The following is a 16,088-nucleotide window of genomic DNA, read 5'->3' as shown; positions in this document are numbered from 1 at the left end:
GCCGCGTCAGCGCTAATTCCAACGGGGGAGCCTCATGTTTCGCAACACCACCATCTGTACCAGATTGTGGATTTAGACTATTGTCACCAATATGCTGTTGCTGATTGTCGGCTCGGTTGGCTGGCTCGGCATGTCGCGCAGCAATGACGCCACGCGGCAGATCTACCAGCAGCAGCTCGCCGCCGCGGTGAACCTGGCGGAAGCACGTTCCAACCAGCTGCTCGTACGCAGCTTGCTGGACCAGGCCACCTTTGTCGCCGATCCCGCCGATGCGCGTGCGCGGGCTGCCGCCGCCGAGGGTTTCGCGCGCCAGTCCGACGCCGCGTGGAAGGCCTACCTGGCACTGCCGCGTTCGGCCGAGGAAGCCAAGGCCGCCGAGGACGTCGCCGCCAAGCGCGAGGCGTTGTTCACGCAGGGCGTGTCGCCCATGATCGCCGCGCTGCATCAAGGCGACCGCGAGGCCGTGATGCGTTTCGTGCTGGAAACCATTCCCAAGCTCGATATTGCCTTCACTGCCGTCAATACCGAGCTGGGCAGGCTGCAGGTCGCCAGCGCGGAGGCGGTCTATCACGGGTCGCAGGGGCGCTACACCGCCTTGCGCTCGTTCTCGATCGGCGTGCTGGTGCTCGGCCTGTGCTCCAGCACGGTGGTGGCCTGGCGCCTGCGCCGCTCCATCGTGGGCCCGCTCGATGCGGCCATCGCACGCTTCGAATGCATCGCGGCCGGCGATCTTGGCGCGAAGGCGGATGGCGCCGGCTTGCACGCAGAGGGCGAGCGCAGCGAGACTGGCCGCATGCTTGCCATGCTTGGCCGCATGCAGAGCAGTCTGGCCGCGATGGTGAGCGACGTGCGCGGCGGCGCCGATTCGATCGCCGCCGCCAGCAAGCAGATCGCCAGCGGCAATAACGATCTCTCGCAGCGCACCGAGCAGCAGGCCGCGTCGCTGGAGGAGACCGCATCCAGCATGGAGCAACTCACGGGCACGGTGCGCCAGAATGCCGATAGCGCGCGCGAGGCCAACGACCTTGCCAGCGATGCCTCCGGCCTGGCCGAGCGCGGCAGCGATGCCGTGGCGCGCGTGGCAAGCACCATGCAGGCCATCGACGCCAGCGCCAACAAGATCGTCGACATCATCGACGTGATCGAGAAGATCGCGTTCCAGACCAATATCCTCGCGCTCAACGCAGCGGTGGAAGCCGCGCGCGCCGGCGAGCACGGGCGCGGCTTCGCGGTCGTGGCCGGCGATGTGCGCGATCTCTCACAACGCTGCGCGGGCGCTTCCAAGGAGATCCGCGCGCTGATCGGCGATTCGGTAGCGCGGGTGCGCACCGGTGGCGAGATGGTGGAGCAGGCGGGGCAGGTGATGCAGGAGATCGTGAACGCGGTGCGGCGCGTGAGCGGCATCATGGGCGGCATCAGCTCGGCCTCCGGCGAGCAATCGCGAGGCATCGAGCAGGTCAACCAGGCGGTGGCGCAGATGGACGGCATGACCCAGCAGAACGCCGCGCTGGTCGAGCAGGCGGCGGCTGCCGCGGCGTCGCTGGAAGACCAGGCGCAGCGCCTGACCGGCCTGATGTCGGCGTTCCGGGTGGCCTGAGCGGCTGGCGCGCGGCGGCGTTGAACGGCTCGCCGCGCGCCATCCGCCAGGAGGGGGGCGGGCCGCCGCGGGGCTGGTGTAAAGTTGCGGGTTGCATTCGCGGAGAGAGACATGACTGACTTGGTCACAAGCGAGATCCACGGCGGTATCGGCTACCTGACGCTGAACCGGCCCGAGGCGCTCAATGCGCTATCGCTCGAGATGATTCGCGCCATTACCACGGCGCTCAATGACTGGGCGGTGGCGCCCGAGGTGGTGGCGGTGGTGGTCGCGGGTGCCGGCGGCAAGGCCTTCTGCGCCGGTGGGGATATTCGTTTCTTCCACAAGGCCGCGCTGGCCGGCGATCCCTCGCTCGACCAGTTTTTTGTCGAGGAATATGCGCTCAATCACCTGATCCACCGCTACGCCAAGCCCTATATCGCGATGATGGACGGCGTGGTGATGGGCGGCGGCATGGGCATCTCGCAAGGCGCGCGCCGCCGGCTGGTGACCGAGCGGACCAAGATGGCGATGCCGGAGACCAATATCGGCCTGTTCCCCGATGTGGGCGGGGGCTGGTTCCTGTCGCGCACACCCGGCTGCCTGGGCGAATACCTGGGCCTGACCGGTGCCATGATCCATGCTGCCGATGCGCTGCACGCGGGACTGGCCGATGCCTACCTGCCCGGCAATGCGATGGCCGAACTGGTGGACGCCCTGCGTGCCCGCAACTTCGCCGATGGCGACGCCGTGCTGGCCTGCATCGACGCGGCCACTGCCGCGCACCGTGCCGCCTGCCCGCAGGGGGAGAGCCGGCTGGCTGCGCTGCAGGACGATATCGACCGCCTGTTTGCCGGCGCCTCGGTGATCGACATCGTGGCCGCGGTCAGCGATGCCGGCACCGACTGGGCCGCGCAGACGGCCGCCATGCTGCGCGCGCGCTCGCCGCTGATGCTGAACGTCACGCTGGAGCAAATCCGACGTGCCCGCAGCATGGCGCTCGAAGACGAGCTGCGCATGGAGCTGGACATGATGTACTACGTGTTCCGCCAGGGCGACGGCGTGGAAGGCATCCGCGCGCTGGCTGTCGACAAGGACCATGCGCCGAGGTGGCAGCCCGCGCGCCTTGACGAAGTCAGCCGCGAACGCGTGCGCGCCTTCTTCGACAGCCCCTGGGCGCATGCCGCGCATCCTCTCGCCTCGCTGTAGGCGGGGCGGGACGGTCCGCCGACGAATGCTGCTGCCGGGTTTGGCAGGCCCCCGCGGCCGCATTGTCTTTGGCATTCAGCCTTTGAATCTGACGTTCAGGTTAAGCCGTTTCAATCAACCCCATCCCCAAAAAGACTGACGCCCGCTGCCAACAAGGCAGCGGGCGCGGAGGGCAGCGTATCACTGCCTTGCGCTTCTGATTCTGCTTACTTGCGCTTGATGTCCCCGGCCGGCCGCTCGTGCGCGCCTGCCAGCGGCTGGCCTGGAAAGCCCCCCGGATAGCTGATGACGCGTATGCCCGCCCCGGGCCTGCGCGGCGTCCATGCATGACCGGCGCGAACTCTCGCGCCGCCTGTGATTGCGACCATGGCTTCCCTGTCGAGATCCACGCTGTCCGGCAAATCCTTGATGACGATGACGGCCATGTCTACCTCCTTCTTGATGGCGAAGACCGGGCTCTCCGGTGTTCGCCGGGCGGGCGCGCCGATGATGCGGCGAGCCCGGCCAGATCAGTATAGGCCACGGGTTTTACTCCCGCGGCAGTGCCTTGGCGTGCGCGCAACGGCCACGGAAGCCACCATCGTCGCCACGCACGGGAAATATCAACGCATGGAGCGTGCCAGGAGCGGCCGTGTCACGGCGAATCGCCCGCAAACCCAGGCAGGGCCTGGAACAATTCTCTCCGGGGAGAGGACGGGCGCCAAAGCAAAGCTGGCAGGCAGCGTGGATCTGACTGGTTCCATCCAACACAACCGCGCCGGGTGTTCGCCGATACCCAACACCCTGGCGCCAGGGCTCCCTGGTCATGCGGCAGGCGCCGCCTGCCGGCCTTGATGCAATGCACGGGGGATTTGCGATTGGCATGAGTGCGGACTAGTATCCATCGTGGGCAGTACTCGCCGGTGAGCGGCGAGTGGGCGCTCAATGCGCACTACGCGCAACTACGTCGCGGGTGCATCGATGCCTAGCATTCCAGACCTGATACGTACCTTCCAAAGTGGTGGCCTGTCTCACGACGAGCTTCTTGCCCGCATTGACAGCACCTTGGCCGTGGACCAGGCCAGCGCGACGCAGCTGGTGGACATGCTTAGCGAGGAGAACACGCGCTTCCCGCTGCCGCCTGGCGTCTATGAAGAGGTGCTGCAGCGCATCGAGCGTCGCGGGGCTACGCAGTTCGCGGATGGCGGCGAGGAGACCCAGGTCCAGACTGGTGCCCCCGGCACGGCATCCCCGCCCACCGCGGCCACCACGGCGCCGGCAGCGCCGGCCGAGCAGGCCGGCTCCGGGGCGGAGCAGTCCAAGAGCGTGGGCGATACCCTGAATGGCCGCTTCGTGCTGGAGGAATGCCTTGGCGTGGGCGGCATGGGTACGGTCTACAAGGCGCTGGACTTGCGCAAGCTGGAGGCCTCGGACCGCAAGCCCTATATCGCCATCAAGGTCCTCAACGTGCAGTTCCGCGGCCATCCGAAATCGCTGATCGCGCTGCAGCGCGAGGCGCGCAAGGCACAGACGCTGGCGCACCGCAATATCGTGACGGTCTATGATTTCGATCGCGATGGCTCGGTGGTCTACCTCACCATGGAGTACCTGTCGGGCAAGTCGCTCAATCGCGTCTTGCGCGCCCCGGATTTCACCGGCATGCCCTACGCCAAGGCACTGCCCATCATCACGGGCATGGGCCGGGCCTTGTCCTATGCGCACGAGCGCGGCTTTGTCCATTGCGACTTCAAGCCGGCCAATGTGTTCCTCACTGATAGCGGCGAAGTGAAGGTGATCGATTTCGGCATCGCGCGGGTCTTCCAGCAACCGGCGGACGATGCGGACCCGACCGTCTTCGACCCTGGCACGCTCGGCGGCATGACGCCAGCCTATGCCAGCCCCGAGATGTTCGATCACCGCGAGCCGGATCCGCGCGACGACATCTATGCGCTGGCCTGCGTGACCTACGAGCTGCTCACGGGCCGGCATCCTTACGAGCGGTTGTCGGCCAACCAGGCGCGCGCAGCAGGCCTCAAGCCACCGCGGCCGAAGGTGCTTGCCCGCGGCCAGTGGCGCGCGCTGCGTGATGCGCTTTCCTTCGATCGCGCGACGCGCACCCCCACCGTCGCGCGTTTCCTGGCCGACCTGGGGACCGAACGTGGCAGCGCGATGCCAATGGCCAAGCTGGGTGCCGCGTCCCTGGCGGGCCTGCTGGTGGCAGGCGGAGTGGGTTACTACGCCTGGCGCTCGCGTCACGCGCTCGACGGGCAACCGCAGCCCCCGCCAGCCGTCGCGACCGATACCACGGTAACGCCACCACCATCTTCCCCGCCGGCACAATCACAACCGGCCCCGGAAGCGAAACCGCAGCCTGCGCTCTCCATGCAGGCTGTCGCGCCGGTACTGGCGAGCGTGCCTTGCTCGCTGCTAGTGGCCTCGGTGCAGGAGCATGCGCTGCAGGTGCGCGGCTATGTGGCCGAGCGCTTTGGCATCAAGCGCCTGAAAGATGCGCTGGCGGCGGTCCCCGGTGCGCAAACGCTGAACCTTGACGTGCAGCCGCTGGGCGATGACAAGTGCGACGTGATCAAGCTGATCGGGCCCTATTGGACGGGGCGCCGCTCCGGGGACGCGCTCACGACGATTCGCACCAGGGCACCTGGCGCCCAGCTTACCGAGGGTATGCCACTGATTGTCGATATCACGACGCCGCCCTTCGATACCTACGTCTACGTCGATTACTACATGGCCGATGGCAAGGTCGTGCACATGGTGCCCAACCAGCGCGCCAAGGCCAACCAGGCGCCCGCCAGCTACCAGGCAACCGTCGGCGGCCTGGGTGACTGGGTGGTCGCGAAGCCGTTCGGCACCGAGATGATCGTGCTGCTCACCACGCCCGCGCCGCTGTTCGACGCGCTGCGCCCGGAGCTGGAGCCCCGGCAGGATTACCTGCATGCGCTGGAGCGGCAACTGGGGCCGATGGCCGCCAGGCACGGGGAAGACCACATCGGTGCCGACTTGGTGCAGATATCCACCAAGGCGCGCTAGCCAGGCTGGTGAGCCAGTAGAGCCAGTAGAGCCAGTAGAGCTGGTAGCGCCAGTCAACCAGGCTGCGTCGGCGGGTTTGGCGCATCGGCCGCTACTTCAGGTCTCTCGCGACACGAAAGCCATTCTGCGACTGGCGTACGCTGGCGCTGTACTTGAAGCGGGTGGATGAGAGCATGTAGCTCGCGCCTTCGAGCCAGGAGCCGCCGCGGATCACGCGCACGCTGCAGCCGGGCTCGTCCYAGGCGCGCCCGTCGGCCGGCGCGTTCTTGTACGAGACGTGCCAGCAGTCGGCGACCCATTCCCACACGCTGCCGTTCATGTCATGCAGGCCATAGGCATTGGCGGCGAAGGAGCCGACGGGGGCCGGCGCATCGGCACTCCACGGTTCGCCGCAATCCTTGCAGTTCGCCGTCCCCTTGCGCAACTGGTCGCCCCACCAGTAGAGCGTCGAGGTACCGCCCCTGGCAGCGTATTCCCACTCGGCTTCGGTCGGCAGGCGGTAGGGCTTGCCGCTGACCTTGCTCAGCCAGGCCAGGTATTGCCGGGCGTCGTCCCAGCTCACATCGCGCACGGGCGCGTTCCTGGGCGCGTTTGCGACGGTGGCGATACGCTGGCAGCCGCCGGCATCGGCACAGGCGCTCCATTGCTCGACGGTGACTTCATACTTGCCGATCGCAAAGGGCTGGGCGATGGTCACGTGGTGCGGGGGCTTCTCGCTCGGGTCGCCGCCGTTGCTGCCCATGGTGAAGCTGCCCGGGGCGATGCTGTGCAGCACGGGGCAAGCCGGGCAATCCTTGAGATCGCCCGGCTTGATGTCGACCGTCACGGTGCCGGGAGCGGCAGGGCGCTGCGCAGCGGGCGAGGGCGCGGCCGGTCCGGCGGCGGGCGGCGGCTGCACCTTGCCGCCTTGCGTGCGCGCGGGCGGCGGCGTGACAGTGCCCTGCGCAGCGGATTGCCCGGAGGAAGCCGGCGCAGTGCGAGCACGATCGGCGGGCGGCTCGGCCTTCACTCCGGCCGCGCGCAGCCGCTCGATCCTGGCTCGTGCCAGGGCCGCAAAGCGGCCGTTTGGATAGGCCTTCAGGTAGGCCTCATAGTCGCTGGGGTAATTGCTGTCCTTGATCGAATCCCAGAAGGTGAGCTCATACTGTTCCTCGCTGTCCTTCGGGAGAATGCCACGATGCCGGGCAAGGAGCGGCGCAACGCCGTGCATGCCTGCAGCGCTGCCGCTGCCGGATGCGGTGCCCGCCGCGAGCCGCAGCGGTGTGGATAGCGAGGACGACATCCAGGGCTGCTGGCGCATTCCGGTTTGCCTGCTGACGATCTCGCCAGCCTGCCGGACGACGGCCTCGGCATCGAGGCCTGGCGTGTTCAGCGTACGCAGCAGCGCAGCGGTGAACAAGCCATGCCGGGCATCCTCGGCCGCGACCACGCCAGGGGCCGTGGCGTAGGCGATCAGCGTGTCGGAGGGTGCCGCGGGCGGCGTGACGGCGCTGCCGCGGTACGGGTTGTCCAGGCAGGTATCGAGGATCACCACGTTGCGCATATCCGGGCGCGGCACGGACATGCTCGCCAGGACGGCGCGCAGGTCGGTGCCCGCTGTCAGCAAGCGGGCTGGCGTGTGGCTACCCGCACCGACGGGAATCAGCATCGGGCTGTCCGCGACCTCGATGCCGTGCCCGGCGAAGTAGAACAGGCCGACGCCGCCGGCTTGCAGCCGTTGCCGGAACTCGGCAAGCGCGCGCGCCATGCCGTCCCGGTCCAGGTTCTCGCCGAGCATGACGTCGAAGCCGAGGGCGGACAGGGTCTGGCCCATTGCCCGCGCATCGTTGGCCGCGTTGGGCAGCGGCTCGTCCGCGTAAACGGCATTGCCGATGACAAGGGCGAGGCGCCGGGCCTCACCGCTACCGGCGGAAACGGCCACGTGCCGTGCTTCGGCGGGGGAGGCTGGCGCGTCGATGCCGGCTTCGGCACGAATGGCCGCAGCCAGCGCGAACAGGCACACGACAAGGAGTTTTCGCCACATATTCAGGCCTTGTTCGTACGGCGCCGACATGCATCGGCGATCCCGCGTGCAAGCGGCGTCACGCTGCACGCGAGCGCCATGATGCCCGACCATCACACGGCCGGTCCGCCTGGTCCCTGGCTCCGACGCGATGCAGCGCGGGCGGCACTGGGCTGGCTCAATCAACCATAGCACAGCGATTGTGAATCCGGAGGTGCTTCGCAACGCGAGGTGGCGCAGCAAACCCACCGCTGCCGGCAGCCGTCGCCCGCGCGGGGTATCGCCAAGTATCTTTTTGCAGTTTTCCGTTCTAAGCTGAATGACGAAAGAAATGCAAACGCGCCGACGATGACGCCGACGAAGAGCAAGATGCCCGGCAGGTGTTGCCATGCATCTTTGCGGTGCGGACCATTTTTCGGGAGGGCTATCGTATGCGCAGGCGAACCGTGCTCGGCACACTGGCAGCATCGCTGCTGGCTCCATTGCCCTTGATCTCGTTGTCCGCCACACCATCCCCGCCCAATGCCGAGGTCTACATCATCTGGCCTCCCGATGGCGCCGTGATCACCGGCGGCAAGTTCTGGGTGCGCATGGGCCTGCGCAATATGGGGGTCGCCCCCAAGGGTACCGACTTGGCTAACGTCGGCCACCACCACTTGCTCATCGACACCGACCTGCCGCCGATGGACAAGGAAATTCCGAACGACCGGAACCACGTGCACTTCGGCGCCGGCGAGACCGAGGCGCGGATCGAGCTGCCGCCAGGGAAGCACACCTTGCAGCTGCTGCTCGGCGACAAGGACCACAAGCCCCACGATCCGCCGATCTACTCCAAGAAGATCACCATCACCGTTCGATAGGGCCCGGGCCGCCGGGCCGGCGGCACGATACGGGAGAGAGTCCATGCGTAAGCTCATTTCGGCTGCTGCGCTTGCCGCCAGCCTGCTTCTGAACGGTGCCATGCCGAACAACGCGATCGCGGGTCCGACACCCGCGCCGCCCAGTGCCTACCTGTATATCGGCTTCCCCAATAACAACCAGGTCCTGCCGGCGGGCAAGCCGATCAAGGTGTGGTTCGGGCTGCGCGGCATGGGCGTGGCGCCGCGCGGCGTGAAGTTTCCCAACACCGGCCATCACCATCTGTTGATCGATACCGACCTGCCGCCGATGGACAAGGAAATCCCCAACGACCGCAACCATGTGCATTTCGGCGCGGGCGAGACGGAGACGACGATCGAGCTGCCGCCGGGCAAGCACACCCTGCAGTTGCTGATGGCCGACGACAAGCACATCCCGAACAACCCGCCGATCTACTCCAAGAAGATCACGATCTATGTGAAGTGATCTCCATCCCGTACGGCGCGGGATGCCTCGCGCCGGCTGGCCCCTGATTGCCCCCGGCGCGCTCCGCGCTTGTCCCATTTTCCTCCTCACGCTGCGCGCGATTGCCGCGGCCGACGCTCGTCTGTCGCCGGCGAACGAACACCTGGCGTCCCTTGTGTTGGTTTCCACCCATCTGGTCAAAGGCGTCCCCGCATGGGGCGCTGACGTCCTCGCCGTGCCCGAAGGAAATTCTTTCCAGGCCCCGCCTGGGTTTGCGGGCGATCCGCCGTGGCATGGCCGGCGTTGGCACACTCCATGCGTTTGTCCCTCCCGAGCAAGGCCACGATGGCCGAACCGACCGAACCGACCGAACCCATGTACTGCCCGCTCCCAAGGAGAACTGCCATGACGGCCACCCTGACCATCAAGGACCTGCCAGTCACCGAAGAACTCGGCGCCAGCGCCATGCGCACCGTGCGCGGCGGCTCCCTGTCGTCCCAGTACTTCGTGCCCTTCATGGCCTCCCTCGATGCGGTCAAGCTCGAGACGACCCTGATGGCCTCGCAGCTGATCGGCCAGACGCAGAATGTCGTCAATATGAACGGCAGCAACACGGCCTACGCGAACGGCATCCAGTCCCATGTCACCTCGACGCAGAACGCCAGCAACAATATCTATTGAGCCGCGGGCCACGCCCACCGCTCGAGCCGAATTCGCAAGCTACTGAATCCCCCGGAGAACTGCCATGACTTCCACCCTTGCCATCAAGGACCTGAGCCTCACCGAAGAGCTGGACGCCAGCGCCATGCGTGCCGTGCGCGGCGGCTACGCGCCTTTCCTGCCCGTCTTCGGCGGGCTCAAGCTCGATTCGTTTTTCAACGCCTCGCAACTGATCAGCCAGGCGCAGAGCGTCGTCAACATGAACGCCAACAACGCGGCCTTCGACGAAGGCATCGGGTCCCAAGTGAGCTCAACGCAGAACGCGAAAAACAACATCTATCGTTGACGCCACCGCCGCCCGCCCGGTGCGCCGGGCGGGCGGCACCTTCTTGCCGTGGTCATGGCGGCCAGCCTCGATTTACAGGTTGGATAGCGCCGCCGGCGGATGCACAATGAGTGCATGGCGAGGCCTGCTTGCATCCAGGCCGTGACCGACCCGACGCCTGGCGCCGGCGACGGCGACGTGACGAGCGCAAGCCTGTTGCCCGCCAGGTTCCTTTCGGTTCGCCAGCGCCCGCAGGAGGCGATCGTGCCAGACCTTTCCAACCCGTTCCCGATGTATCGATCGCGTATCGCTGTAAAGCGTTGCCTGATGGCAGGCGCGTGCCTGCTGGCACTTGCCGCCTGTGCCGATTTTCGTCCCCCCGTGTATGAGCGTCCGGCAACGCCGGCCAAGCCCGATTGGGCGCGCCAGGGTTCGATCACCGTCTCGGCCGCGGACACCATCGTGCCGAACTGGTGGCAGGCCTTCCGGGATCCCTATCTGGACGGACTGGTCAACAAGGCTATCGCCGGCAACTACGACATCAAGGTGCTGGCCGCCCGCATCAAGGTGGCTGGCGCGCAGATCGCCGAGGTCAAGGCCGGGGCGCTGCCGGTCTTCGATGCCGGCGCCGGTGCAAGCTTCGAGAAGACCACCGGGCAGAACCTTGTCAAGACCTACAACCTGGGCACCCAGGTCAACTGGGATATCGACATCTGGGGCAAGGTCGAGAAGGGCGTGCAAGCGCAGACCGCGGAATTCCGGGCCACCGAAGCCGACTGGCGCGCCGGTTACCTCACCCTGGTCTCCGACGTGTCCACCACTTATTTCCAGATCCTGCAGTTCGACGAACAGATAGATCAGCAGACGAAGTCACTGGGCAAGAACAAGGAGATACTCGCCACCTACCAGGCGATGTTCCAGAACGGCCTGGTCCCCAAGATCCGCGTGATGCAACAACAGGCGGAAATCAACCGGCTGACCAAGAACCTGCTGGAGCTGCGCCGCTCGCGCGATATCTCGGAGAATGCACTTGGCACGCTGGTGGGCGTGCCGGCGGGCGAATTCAAGGTGCCGGCCGGACGGCTGCAGGACCGCGTGCAACTGCCCCCGGTGCCGGCGGGGCTTCCTTCGCAATTGCTCTCGCGGCGCCCGGATATCGTGGCGGCGGAGTACCGCGTGCTTGCGTCATACAACCTGGTGGGCCAAGCGCGGCTGGCGCAGCTGCCCTCGGTCAGCCTGACCGGGCGCGGCGGTACCGCAAGCTTCGCGCTATCGTCCCTGCTGAAGTCCTTTACCTTTGGCCTCATGCCGAGCATCAACCTGCCCATGCTGGATCCGAATGTGCGTGCGCATGTGAAGACCACCGAGGCGCAGACCAAGGTGGCCGAGAGCGAGTATGGCCGCACGGTGATCACCGCCTTCGAGGAGGTGGAGAACGCGCTGGTCAGCGTCGATGCGCACAAGAAGCAGCGCGTGGAATTGCAGCAGGAAGTGGAGCAACTGCGCGTGGTGTCGGCGCAGATCCAGGCGCAGCTCAAGGAAGGCGTGGTGTCGCAGCTGGAAGTCTTCGAGACCGAGCGTTCACTGCTCAGCGCCCAGCTCGAATTGTTGGCTAATCACCAACAAATCCTGTCCGACACTGTCACCCTCTACAAGGCACTTGGCGGCGGCTGGCCAAGTGTCGTAGTGAGCAACGCAAAGGATGAGGCGCCGCGGACGATGGCGAAATAGCCGCCACGGCCGTGCGCGCGCAACATCGGGGCAAGCCCGGTATAGCCCGCAATAAGCCGCCGGCGGACGTTTGACTACCGGCAAGCGTGGCCTACTATGTCCTTAGTCAACACGTTCCCGGCGGAGCGGGGCGGCATGGCCCCGCTCCGCTGCCATGGAAAATGGCTTGCCGCCGGCGCACGCGCCGGGGCGCGCACTGTTGGTGGTATCGAAACATGGCTCCAGACGAAGCTCTGATTGTCGAGATACGGGCAAAGGCGGGGCAGGCGTTCGATATCGTGCTCGTCCCCATCGCGCACCCCGGGTTGGGCGAGATCCGCATCGACGAGAGCCTGTTTGCGGTGGGCCGCGCGGAAGCGCCCTTCGCCACCTACCCGGCCGACGTGGCGGCCGTGCTTTCGCGACGTCACGCCCGGATCTTTTCCGAACAGGGCGCGGCCTACATCGCGGACCTGGGCAGCAAGAACGGCACCACGGTGAACGGCGCGATCGTGGCACAGCAGCCGGCGAGGCTGCGCGACGGCGACGAGCTGCGCTTTGGCGCGGCGCTGTCGTACCGGGTGCGGCTGGTTTCGCGCACGCCGGTGCACGAACCGGAGCCGACTCCGATCGTGCTGACGCTCACCCCCGAGCGCGACGACCTGGGCCTGCAGCCGGTTGAGGTGGCCGGATTTCCTTTCCTGGTCAGCAAGGCGGACGAGACGTTCTCCCGCTACAAGGAGGTCTATCCCCAGCAGGTCAACTATGTCTCGCGCCGTCATGCGCACATTTTCCTGAAGGGCGGACAGCCTTTCATCGAGGATCTGGGCAGCACCAACGGCACCTTCGTCAACGGCAAGCGCGTGGAGGAGCACGCGGTTGCGCTTGGCGAGGGAGACCTCGTCGCATTCGGCGGCAATCACTTTGTCTATCGGCTTGGCATACGCAACGACGCGGCCACGGATGGGACACTCACCAGTTCGACTCCGCCGCCCTCTCAGAGCGCCGAGGCGCCTGCGCAAAGTGCGCCGCCAGAGGTGGCGCCAACGTTGGCATCGCCCGTACCCGTACCTGTATCCGTACCCGCACCTGTACCCATACCGGTATCCGCGCCGGCACCCGCGGCCGCACCGGCCCAGGATGCCGACAAGACCACCTTTGTCGCCGCGGCTGGTTCGTTCCTGGATATCTTCTGCGTCGACTATGCCGCGCAGCAGGAGGACGAGGTCAACCAGGAGGCGCTGCCTCAACCCGAGGGCGAAGCCGGCACCGTGGACAAGCCGTATGGGCAAGGCAAGTTTGCCCTCGTGATGGACAAGCTCGGCAGCAGTTTCGGTGCCGCCGAGCGTGCGGGGCTGAAACGGGCCGCGCGGTGGGGCGGCGTCCTTGCGGCGGCGGTTGCGGCGCTGCTGCTCTTCCTGTTTTTCCGGGGCGCGCCCGAGCGCGAGATGAAGGACTTGATGGCCACCGGCAACTTCGCCCGCGCGGCCGCGGTGGCCGATGCGTATCTCGAGCGGCATCCGGACAAGGTGCGGTTCCAGGCGATGGGTACCGAGGCGCTGATGCGGGCGGAAGTGCCCGCGTGGATCGGCAAGCTGCAGTCGCGCGACTTCAACGGCGCCGAAGCGGCGCTGGCGCGCATGAAGACGCTCGGGGCCCACAATGCGGACGCACGTGGGCTGCTGGACGAACTCGGCTGGGTCGGCCAGCTGAATCGCTTCGTGGCCGGCCGCGGCGGCGTGGACGCACCGATCCGCATGTATGCCGATGAAGCCAGCATCCGCGCCTTGCTCAAGCACTGGGACGAGGACACCCCGGCGCACCAGCGCACGCTCGATCGCATCGCCAGCTATGTGCCGCAGTTCAAGCAGCCTTATGCCGATGCGCTCAGCTACGTGCGCAAGCTGCAGAGCGACGATTCGGTCTACCTGGCGGCCATCGACCGCCTGAACGCGGCGCTCGCCACGGGCCTGGCGAGCGATCACCCGGAGACCCTGCAGGCGGTGCTGGCGGACTACGCGGAGAAGTATCCGAGGCTCAATGGCATGGATCGCCTCAAGGAAGATCTGCGGCGGTACCTGGAACTGGATAGCGCGGCGCGCGCCAGGGCGCTGGGCCCGCTGATGGCGCTGATGGCCAAGGCCAGTTTCTCCACGCCACCCTTCCAGGCGCGCTTGCGCGTGCTGGCAGCCAGCACCCTGCCGCCGCCGGAACTGGTGCGGCAATACGGCGAGGTCGACAAGGCCTGGCGCGCGGGGGACAGCGACAAGGCGTTCGCCGGCTTGCAACAGATCAAGACCGGGCCATGGGCCGAAGCCGCGGCCAAGGATCTCGCACGCAAGCAGGCCGTGGCAGCGAAGTTCGCCGAATTGAAGTCGGCGCGTGGCGGCAATGGCTACGAGGAGTCCTTGCTGTCGTTCTACGCCATGCTCGATCCCGCCGTGGATACCTATTTCCTCAAGGCGGTCGAGCCCGACGTGGCCGCGATTCATGATGCTGCGATCAAGCGGGCGCAGGAACTGATGAACGGCGCCCTCGCCGCGTGGCGCCAGTATCGCCGCGACGGCGCAATCGGCAGCGAGCAGCGGCTGGAGTCCGACATCTCGGCCAAATTCCGCACGCAGGCGCGCCTGCTAGCCAGTGCCAGCGTACAAGCGCGCCAGGGCATGCGCATCTACACGCAATTGAAAGTCGGCGATACGGCCCAGTGGAGCCAGCTCCAGGAGGATATCGATTCGGAGGCGGCGTTGCAGCGGCGTTCCTTGCAGGAACTGCGCATGGTGTTGAATCCGGCCTTGCTCAAGGCCAAGCTTGCATTGATAGGGGGGGAGGGTGATGAGGGACGACAGCCGAGACAATCGCCTTAAGCCGCTGTCAGAAGCGCTTGAGGATCACAGTGCCGAAGGCATCGCCATTCTCAGTGCGGAGCCATGGAAGCTGATGCAGATATCCGTGCTGATCATGGTGGCGCTGATCGTGTGCGCGCTGGTATGGTCATTCGTGGGCCACGCGGATGTGATCGTGTCCGCGGACGGCACCCTCGCGCCCGAGTCGGAAGTGCGGCGCTTCTATGCGCCGGTCGACGGGGAACTGGCGGATCTCTATGTGGCCGAAGGCCAGCCGGTGTCCAAGGACGACGTACTGGCGCGGTTGAATGCGCGCGGCGCGATCGAGGCTGCCACCAATGCGCTGGAGGCGCAGCTCAAGCTGCAGGATACCGAGCGCGAGTGGAAGCAGTTTCCCGACAAGAAACTGCTGATGGAGCGCAAGGCGGCGGCGTTGAAGCAGCAGATCGAGGTAGCGGAACGGCTTCATGAGAATCGCACCGCGGAGGGCACCACCCGGCTCGCGGAACAGCAGCGGGCGCAACTGCAGCAGGCGCGCAGCAATCTCGACAGCGCGCGGCGCACCCGTGAGTTCGCGCGGCAGGAGCAGGACAGGTATGCACGCCTGTTTGCGCTGCCCGGTGGTGGCGGGGTCTCCCAGTCGCAGGTGGAGTCCAAGCGGATCGCAGCCGTGGAAGCGGAGAACGCGCTGCAGATTGCCCAGTCGCGCCTGGCGGAACTTGAATCCAAGCTAAGCCAGGAGTTCAACCAGGCCACGGTGCAGCTGGAAGGCAGCAGCCAGGAGTTGACCAACCTGCGTATCCAGTACGATGCCGCGCTGCGCGAGATCGCCAATACCGAGGACAAGCTGCGCCTGCAGGTGCAGACCGCGCGGCTGGTGGCCGAGGCGGCGGCGCGCATCCGCTTCGAGAATATCGACAAGGACAACTTCCTGCTGATCCTGGCCCCGGTGGCCGGCGTGATCACGGACGTCACCTCCACCCAGCGCGGCGACAAGGTCCAGGCCAATACGCCATTGGGCGGCATTGCCCCAAAGGATGCGCGTCCGGTGCTCAAGATCGTCATCGCCGAGCGCGACCGCGCCTTCCTGCGCGAGGGCTTGCCGGTCAAGCTGAAGTTCAACGCCTTTCCCTACCAGCGCTACGGCCTGATCAACGGCACGCTGGAGTACATCTCGCCGGCGACCAAGCTCTCAGGTCCGAACAAGCAACCGGTGTACGAGGGGCGCGTGAGGCTGGCGCAAGACTATTACTCGGTGGCCGACAGCAAATATCCGCTGCGCTATGGCATGACCGCCACGGCGGAGATCGTGGTGCGTGAGCGCCGGCTGATCGACCTGGGGCTGGATCCGTTCCGGCAGGTGGCTGGGTGAAAGGTGCGGATCGGCTGCCCCCACCATCGGGCAGGCGATAC

The 16,088-nt window shown here is 66.4% G+C and carries 12 protein-coding genes; 10 read left to right on the top strand and 2 right to left on the bottom strand.

The features are described 5' to 3' along the window. Positions 1-91: 91 nt before the first annotated feature. Positions 92-1,597 carry a methyl-accepting chemotaxis protein gene (locus AC1DQ3_RS20950; protein ID WP_477122069.1) on the top strand — a complete coding sequence of 502 codons (1,506 nt, stop codon included), beginning with the start codon at positions 92-94 and terminating at the stop codon, positions 1,595-1,597. A 111-nt stretch (positions 1,598-1,708) separates the two neighbouring features. Continuing rightward, positions 1,709-2,785, top strand: a complete 1,077-nt coding sequence (locus AC1DQ3_RS20945) for an enoyl-CoA hydratase/isomerase family protein (protein ID WP_477122068.1) — start codon at positions 1,709-1,711, stop codon at positions 2,783-2,785. A 206-nt stretch (positions 2,786-2,991) separates the two neighbouring features. On the opposite strand, the gene AC1DQ3_RS20940 is transcribed toward AC1DQ3_RS20945, so the two are convergent. Then, the gene (locus tag AC1DQ3_RS20940; RefSeq protein ID WP_477122067.1) at positions 2,992-3,210 is read right to left on the bottom strand and encodes a hypothetical protein; all 219 of its coding nucleotides are present in this window, start codon (positions 3,208-3,210) and stop codon (positions 2,992-2,994) included. 535 nt (positions 3,211-3,745) lie between these two features. On the opposite strand from AC1DQ3_RS20940, the gene AC1DQ3_RS20935 reads away from it, so the two are divergent. Then, positions 3,746-5,809 (top strand): serine/threonine protein kinase, encoded by a 2,064-nt coding sequence (locus AC1DQ3_RS20935; RefSeq protein ID WP_477122066.1) that lies wholly within the window; start codon positions 3,746-3,748, stop codon positions 5,807-5,809. 91 nt (positions 5,810-5,900) lie between these two features. Here the strand turns inward: AC1DQ3_RS20935 and AC1DQ3_RS20930 are convergent, their stop codons facing one another. Continuing rightward, positions 5,901-7,832, bottom strand: a complete 1,932-nt coding sequence (locus tag AC1DQ3_RS20930; protein ID WP_477122065.1) for an SUMF1/EgtB/PvdO family nonheme iron enzyme — start codon at positions 7,830-7,832, stop codon at positions 5,901-5,903. 410 nt (positions 7,833-8,242) lie between these two features. Here AC1DQ3_RS20930 and AC1DQ3_RS20925 point away from each other — a divergent pair, with 410 nt between their 5' ends. From AC1DQ3_RS20925 to AC1DQ3_RS20895, 7 genes are all read left to right on the top strand, one after another. Beyond that, positions 8,243-8,671 (top strand): DUF4399 domain-containing protein, encoded by a 429-nt coding sequence (locus AC1DQ3_RS20925; protein WP_477122064.1) that lies wholly within the window; start codon positions 8,243-8,245, stop codon positions 8,669-8,671. Between the two features lie 43 nt (positions 8,672-8,714). Continuing rightward, on the top strand, positions 8,715-9,155 hold the full coding sequence (locus AC1DQ3_RS20920) for a DUF4399 domain-containing protein (protein WP_477122063.1): 441 nt from the start codon (positions 8,715-8,717) through the stop codon (positions 9,153-9,155). Positions 9,156-9,539: 384 nt separating this feature from the next. Next, on the top strand, positions 9,540-9,815 hold the full coding sequence (locus AC1DQ3_RS20915) for a hypothetical protein (protein WP_477122062.1): 276 nt from the start codon (positions 9,540-9,542) through the stop codon (positions 9,813-9,815). A 64-nt stretch (positions 9,816-9,879) separates the two neighbouring features. Beyond that, positions 9,880-10,140 carry a hypothetical protein gene (locus tag AC1DQ3_RS20910; protein WP_477122061.1) on the top strand — a complete coding sequence of 87 codons (261 nt, stop codon included), beginning with the start codon at positions 9,880-9,882 and terminating at the stop codon, positions 10,138-10,140. 270 nt (positions 10,141-10,410) lie between these two features. Next, on the top strand, positions 10,411-11,850 hold the full coding sequence (locus tag AC1DQ3_RS20905) for an efflux transporter outer membrane subunit (RefSeq protein ID WP_477122126.1): 1,440 nt from the start codon (positions 10,411-10,413) through the stop codon (positions 11,848-11,850). Positions 11,851-12,065: 215 nt separating this feature from the next. Beyond that, a complete protein-coding gene (locus AC1DQ3_RS20900) occupies positions 12,066-14,696 on the top strand; it encodes an FHA domain-containing protein (protein ID WP_477122060.1) in 2,631 nt (876 codons plus the stop codon). Further along, entirely contained in the window at positions 14,665-16,047 is a 1,383-nt protein-coding gene (locus tag AC1DQ3_RS20895; RefSeq protein ID WP_477122059.1) for a beta-barrel domain-containing protein, read from the top strand. The genes AC1DQ3_RS20900 and AC1DQ3_RS20895 overlap by 32 nt, the downstream gene beginning before the upstream one ends. Positions 16,048-16,088: the final 41 nt, after the last annotated feature.

The organism is Cupriavidus sp. 01T418 (assembly GCF_056398885.1).
This window is presented reverse-complemented; position numbering and strand designations above follow the sequence as displayed.

What these genes read in the sequence shown, in the direction of transcription:
- AC1DQ3_RS20950 (WP_477122069.1), top strand. Translation starts at nt 92, where the DNA reads ATGCTGTTGCTGATTGTCGGCTCGGTTGGCTGGCTCGGCATGTCGCGC.
- AC1DQ3_RS20945 (WP_477122068.1), top strand. Translation starts at nt 1,709, where the DNA reads ATGACTGACTTGGTCACAAGCGAGATCCACGGCGGTATCGGCTACCTG.
- AC1DQ3_RS20940 (WP_477122067.1), bottom strand. Translation starts at nt 3,210, where the DNA reads ATGGCCGTCATCGTCATCAAGGATTTGCCGGACAGCGTGGATCTCGAC.
- AC1DQ3_RS20935 (WP_477122066.1), top strand. Translation starts at nt 3,746, where the DNA reads ATGCCTAGCATTCCAGACCTGATACGTACCTTCCAAAGTGGTGGCCTG.
- AC1DQ3_RS20925 (WP_477122064.1), top strand. Translation starts at nt 8,243, where the DNA reads ATGCGCAGGCGAACCGTGCTCGGCACACTGGCAGCATCGCTGCTGGCT.
- AC1DQ3_RS20920 (WP_477122063.1), top strand. Translation starts at nt 8,715, where the DNA reads ATGCGTAAGCTCATTTCGGCTGCTGCGCTTGCCGCCAGCCTGCTTCTG.
- AC1DQ3_RS20915 (WP_477122062.1), top strand. Translation starts at nt 9,540, where the DNA reads ATGACGGCCACCCTGACCATCAAGGACCTGCCAGTCACCGAAGAACTC.
- AC1DQ3_RS20910 (WP_477122061.1), top strand. Translation starts at nt 9,880, where the DNA reads ATGACTTCCACCCTTGCCATCAAGGACCTGAGCCTCACCGAAGAGCTG.
- AC1DQ3_RS20905 (WP_477122126.1), top strand. Translation starts at nt 10,411, where the DNA reads ATGTATCGATCGCGTATCGCTGTAAAGCGTTGCCTGATGGCAGGCGCG.
- AC1DQ3_RS20900 (WP_477122060.1), top strand. Translation starts at nt 12,066, where the DNA reads ATGGCTCCAGACGAAGCTCTGATTGTCGAGATACGGGCAAAGGCGGGG.
- AC1DQ3_RS20895 (WP_477122059.1), top strand. Translation starts at nt 14,665, where the DNA reads ATGAGGGACGACAGCCGAGACAATCGCCTTAAGCCGCTGTCAGAAGCG.